5 protein-coding genes are annotated in these 4,932 nt (G+C 73.1%); 2 read left to right on the plus strand and 3 right to left on the minus strand.

Annotation, left to right across the window (positions count from 1 at the left end; genetic code table 11):
• Window positions 1-346: 346 nt before the first annotated feature.
• Window positions 347-1,318: a CBM35 domain-containing protein gene (locus tag RIF68_RS27270; RefSeq protein WP_309053954.1), complete on the minus strand. Its 972-nt coding sequence runs from the start codon at window positions 1,316-1,318 to the stop codon at window positions 347-349.
• Between the two features lie 109 nt (window positions 1,319-1,427).
• Window positions 1,428-3,155 carry a diguanylate cyclase CdgB gene (gene cdgB / locus RIF68_RS27275; RefSeq protein WP_309053955.1) on the minus strand — a complete coding sequence of 576 codons (1,728 nt, stop codon included), beginning with the start codon at window positions 3,153-3,155 and terminating at the stop codon, window positions 1,428-1,430.
• Window positions 3,156-3,424: 269 nt separating this feature from the next.
• Between cdgB and RIF68_RS27280 the strand changes: the two genes are divergently transcribed.
• Window positions 3,425-3,988 carry a flavin reductase family protein gene (locus RIF68_RS27280; RefSeq protein ID WP_309053956.1) on the plus strand — a complete coding sequence of 188 codons (564 nt, stop codon included), beginning with the start codon at window positions 3,425-3,427 and terminating at the stop codon, window positions 3,986-3,988.
• A 114-nt stretch (window positions 3,989-4,102) separates the two neighbouring features.
• Here RIF68_RS27280 and arfB read toward each other — a convergent pair whose 3' ends face one another.
• Window positions 4,103-4,543 carry an alternative ribosome rescue aminoacyl-tRNA hydrolase ArfB gene (arfB, locus tag RIF68_RS27285; RefSeq protein WP_309053957.1) on the minus strand — a complete coding sequence of 147 codons (441 nt, stop codon included), beginning with the start codon at window positions 4,541-4,543 and terminating at the stop codon, window positions 4,103-4,105.
• Window positions 4,544-4,690: 147 nt separating this feature from the next.
• On the opposite strand from arfB, the gene RIF68_RS27290 reads away from it, so the two are divergent.
• A partial coding sequence (locus RIF68_RS27290; protein WP_309053958.1) for a TerD family protein occupies window positions 4,691-4,932 on the plus strand: 242 nt, incomplete at its 3' end.

The raw sequence follows: 4,932 nt of genomic DNA on the forward strand, positions 1-4,932 counted from the left end.
GTTCACCCCCGACCACCCGCACACCTTCCCGCGCGGGCAGGTGTTGGGATCAGCGGCTGCGGCCGGCGTGACGAAAGTGCCGCCCAGCAGCGCACCGGCCACAGCCACCGTCGTGAGACTCTTTTTGGACGTGCTCACAGGAGAGCTCCCCCAGGTATCTGAAGTGCAGTCAGTTCGAGATCAACCCAGGGGTATGACAACGCTGTCCTGACGTCACGTCATCGCGGCGGAGCGGCGGGACACCGGGCTCATGTCGCCCTTCCCGCGACGCCGGCGGGCCCCGCGCCGCGCGGAAGGGCCCGGCGAGGAGGCCGGTCGTTCAGGTGACCGGCCCGTGGGGGCGGTCCTACCGCTCGGGAGTGACCTGGAGCCAGTCGAGCAGGACGTCACACTGGTTGCCCTGCTCGCACGAGATCTTGATCTCGTTCTCGCCCTTCTGGAGGGTGACCGGCGCCCAGGTGGTCTGCCAGTTCTTCTCCAGGTTCGGGTCCGAGGAGTGGATGAAGTTCTTCAGGCCGATCGGCTGCGGATTCGGCTTGCCGTTGACCGTCAGGGTGGCGTTGGCGTCGACCGCGGGGATCGTGTAGCGCACGGTCAGCCGGTACTGGCCGCCGTCGGGCATGTTCGCCTTCCAGGTCACCGAGGAGCCCGGCGCGTTGAAGCCCGCGACGTAGGCGCCGTCGATGCCCTCGGCGCCCTTCACGTCCTTGCCGAGCGCGGCCGAACCACCGAGTCGCAGCGTGGCAGCGTCCTGCTTCGGCAGTTCTTCAGGGGTGGGCTCGCTGCTGGGCTCCGCGCTCGGGGTCTCCTGGCTCTGGGACGCGGGCGCCGTCGAAACGGAGGTCGGCGTCCCGCCCGCCTGCGGGTCCTTGTCGTCGCCCGTGTTCGAGATCACGGCCGCGGCGATGCCGGCGATGACGACCGCGACGACCGCGACCGCGCCGATCAGGAGGCCCTTGGTGTTCGGGCCGCGGCCGGAGCCGCCGCCGTGCTGCGGGGGGACGGGGCGGGTCGGGGGGCCGCCGTAGGTCTCGGGCGCCGCGTACTGCGGCTGCGGCCTGCCGTACGGCGCCTGCTGCTGCGGCGGTACGTAGGCCTGGCCGTGGCCCTGGGTGGGGGCGCCGTACTGGCGCTCTCCGACCGTGCGGACCTGGTTGTACGAGGTGCGGGGCACACCGGGCTGCGCGGGCGCGGGGCCCGGGTAGCCGTAGCCGCCGCCCTGCGGGCCCTGCGCGCCGGCTGCCTGGCCGTCCGCGTACAGGTAGCCGAAGGGATCGTCGTCCTCGGGCTTGCTCGCGCCGTTGTTACCGGCAGCCATCCGGGTCACTCCTATCCATGCTCGCCAGCCGTCGCCGACCGGGCGAGCCTACCCCGAACGGACCAGGCCCCGGTGCGGCCCCTTGACCGGCCGGCGGCCCCCGGCGCGGTCAGCCGGCGCGGCGGTGGACCTTGGCGCGGGAGCGTTTCTCCACGTACATCCGCTGGTCGGCGGAGTTCAGGACCTCTTCCACCGTCATGCCGCATTCGGCCCAGCCGATACCGAAACTCGCCCCGACCCGCACGGCCCTGCCGTCCACCCGGATCGGCGGAATGATCGCGTTGCGGAGGCGTACGGCCAGGTCGGCGGCGTCGGCCGCGCCGAGGCCGTCGGCGAGGACGACGAACTCGTCACCGCCGAGCCGGGCGACCGTGTCACCGTCGCGGACGCCGGTGGTGAGCCGGCGGGCGACCTCGATGAGGACGGCGTCACCGGTGTGGTGCCCGAACCGGTCGTTGATCGACTTGAAGCCGTCGAGGTCGCAGAAGAGGACCGCGAGCCCCTTCGTGCCGTCGTCGGTCTCGCCCGCGGAGGGGGCGGCGAGGTGGACGTGGTGGTCGTAGGCGCCCGCCGTCCCTGCGGGCTCGAAGCCGAAGCCGTGCTCGTGCTCGTGGTCGTACTCGTACGGCGACTCGTGAGCCGCGTCCGGGCCGGGGCCGAGCTCGGGGCCGGGGCCCGTCCCGTACCCGTACGTCCCCACCTCGTGCCCCACGGCGTGCGCCGGGCGCTCGCAGAGGCGGGCGGAGAGCCGGGAGCGGAGTTCGGCGCTGTTGGGCAGGCCGGTGAGGGCGTCGTGCGAGGCGCGGTGGGCGAGCTGGAGCTCGTGGCGTTTGCGTTCCTCGATGTCCTCGACGTGGGTGAGGAGGAAGCGGGGCCCGTCGGCGGTGTCGGCGACCACGGAGTTCCGCAGGGAGACCCACACGTACGTGCCGTCGCGCCGGCCCAGCCGCAGCTCGGCCCGGCCGCCCTCGGCGGAGGTGCGCAGCAGTGTCCCTATGTCCTCGGGGTGGACGAGGTCGGCGAAGGAGTAGCGCCGCATGACGGAGGCGGGGCGGCCGAGGAGCCGGCACAGGGCGTCGTTGGTCCGCAGCAGCCTTCCGTGCTGGTCGCCGCCCATCTCGGCGATGGCCATGCCGGAGGGGGCGTACTCGAAGGCCTGCCGGAAGGACTCCTCGCTGGCGCGCAGCGCCTGCTGCTCGCGCTCGAGCCGGACGAGGGCCCGCTGCATGTTGGAGCGCAGGCGCGCGTTGCTGATCGCGATGGCCGACTGGGAGGCGTACATCTGGAGGGCTTCCTGGCCCCAGGGCCCGGGATGCCGGCCGTTGCGCGGGCGGTCGACGGATATGACGCCGAGGAGTTCCCGGCCGGAGCCCGCCGGTCCGCCGCCCTTGCCGGAGCGGACTCCGGGGGCGTACATGGGGGCGTAGAGCCGGTCGTGGGGGTGCCACTCGTCCTCGAAGCGGGGCGCGGGTCCCTCGGTGTGCCACTGCGGGACGTCGTCGTCGAGGAGGACCCAGCCCTCGGTGTGCGGGATGAAGCGGAGGTCGCCCCAGGCGACGCCCATGGACAGGCGCCGGTCCCAGGCGGCGCGGGAGCCGACCCGGCCGGTGATGAGGGCCTCGGCGGCGGAGCTGCCGGCGAAGGCCGCGACGACGAGGTCACCGTCGGGCCGGACGAGGTTGACGCAGGCAAGCTCGTAGTTGAGACCGGCGACGACTCCGTCGGCGACGGTCTGCACGGTGTCCGCCAGACTGCGGGCGGTGTTGAGGTCCGCCACGACCTGGTGCAGCTGCCGCAGGGTCGAGAGACGGACGTAGGGCTCCGACTCGGTCTCCATCGCTCGCTCTCCCCGAGACCTCGACAGCAACTCCAGGGTTCTCATCGGCATCGTGTGCACTGTCACCGCCACTGAATCACAGCGAGCTGCGCACCCGGTACACAGGGTCAACAAATACTGCCTTCTGTGACTCAAGTCACAGCAGACCGGGGAGCGTCGCCGCAGGTCGCGGCGCGCGGCGGGGGCCGCGGGTCCTAGGACCGGAGGGGGTGGACCGCTGGTCCCCCCGCCCGATGCGGGGCGCGGCGGGCCGGGGCTAGCGTGCGGGTGTGCTGCAGAAGACCCCCGCCCCTCCCCCCGTGTCCGACCTGGCCGTCCCTCATGCTGAGGGGGTGAGCAACGACGAGTTCCGGGCGGCGATGTCCCGCCTCGCGGCGGGCGTGGTCCTGGTGACGGCGCACGACCCCGACGACGGCCCGCGCGGCGAGGACGTCGGCATGACCGCGACCGCCTTCCTGTCCGTGTCCCTCGACCCGCCGCTGGTCATGGTCAGCCTGCGCAACGGTTCCCGCATGGACGACCTGCTCGCCGAGGTCCCGGTGTGGGCGGTGTCCGTGCTCGCGGAGAGCCAGCGGCACGTCGCGGGGCGCTTCGCCATGAAGGGCCGGGTCTCGGACCGGCTCCTCTTCGCCGACCTGCCGTACACGCGGGGCGAGGTGAGCGGCGCGCCGCTGATGGGAGGGGCGCTGGCGACCCTGGAGTGCCGCACCGAGAACCGGGTCGTGGCGGGGGACCACACGCTCGTGATCGGCCGGGTCCTGGCGGTGGGCCTGCCGTCGGCGGAGGCCGAGCCGCTCACGTACTTCCGGGGGAAGTACCGCCACCTGGGGTGAGCCGGGGGCCCGGAGGCACGGCTGCGGAGCGGGCCAGGGCAGGTCGCCGAGCGGGTGCGGTGGCAGGGGTACGACGACGGCGCGCCCAGGGTCGCGGCACCGGCTTCGGGGGCATCAGCTCCAGTCGCCGCCGCCCCGGCGGGCCCGCTTCGTCTCGGAGCGCTGCTTCTTCTCCCGCAGCCGGCGCTCGTTGATGCCGCGCGGGATCTTCGTCGGGCGGCGGGGCTTCGGGGGCGGGGCCGTCGCCTCGGCGAGCAGCGCGGCCAGGCGCACGGCCGCCGTCTCGCGGTTGCGCCACTGGGAGCGGTGCTCCGAGGCGCGGACGGTGACGACGCCGCCGACGAGGCGGGAGGCCAGCCGTTCCAGGGCGCGCGCCTTCCACACCTCGGGCAGGGCCTCCGTCGCGGCCAGGTCGAAGCGCAGCTCGACCTGCGAGTCGCTGGTGTTGACGTGCTGGCCGCCGGGCCCCGACGAGCGCGAGAAACGCCACTGGAGCTCGGCCTCGGGCAGGGAGACGGAGCCGCGGATCGGGTAGGGACCGGACATGACCCCCATGTTCCCCGTAGGGGACCCGGGGCGTCACCCTGATTTCCGCCGCCGGCCCGTCCGGCCGGGAACCGCGGGGCGGCCGCGCGCGTTTCTCCGGATGAGCACCGCGTTTCGACCCGAGCATCACGAGCATCACGAGGAAAGGGCCATCCCATGGCTGTAAGCCTGTCCAAGGGCGGCAACGTCTCCCTGACCAAGGAGGCCCCCGGCCTCACCGCCGTCACCGTGGGCCTCGGCTGGGACGTCCGCACCACCACCGGTACCGACTTCGACCTCGACGCCTCCGCGATCGGTGTCGACGCCGCGGGCCGCGTCGCCTCCGACGCCCACTTCGTCTTCTTCAACAACAAGTCCACCCCGGACCAGACCATCGTCCACACCGGTGACAACCGCAC

Origin of the sequence: Streptomyces sp., assembly GCF_031178505.1 — a bacterium.
In the GTDB taxonomy this organism is placed as follows: Bacteria; Actinomycetota; Actinomycetes; order Streptomycetales; family Streptomycetaceae; genus Streptomyces; species Streptomyces gulbargensis.

Coding starts and splice junctions, on each gene's coding strand:
- RIF68_RS27270 (WP_309053954.1), bottom strand. CDS start 1,318: ATGGCTGCCGGTAACAACGGCGCGAGCAAGCCCGAGGACGACGATCCC.
- cdgB (WP_309053955.1), bottom strand. CDS start 3,155: ATGGAGACCGAGTCGGAGCCCTACGTCCGTCTCTCGACCCTGCGGCAG.
- arfB (WP_309053957.1), bottom strand. CDS start 4,543: ATGGGGGTCATGTCCGGTCCCTACCCGATCCGCGGCTCCGTCTCCCTG.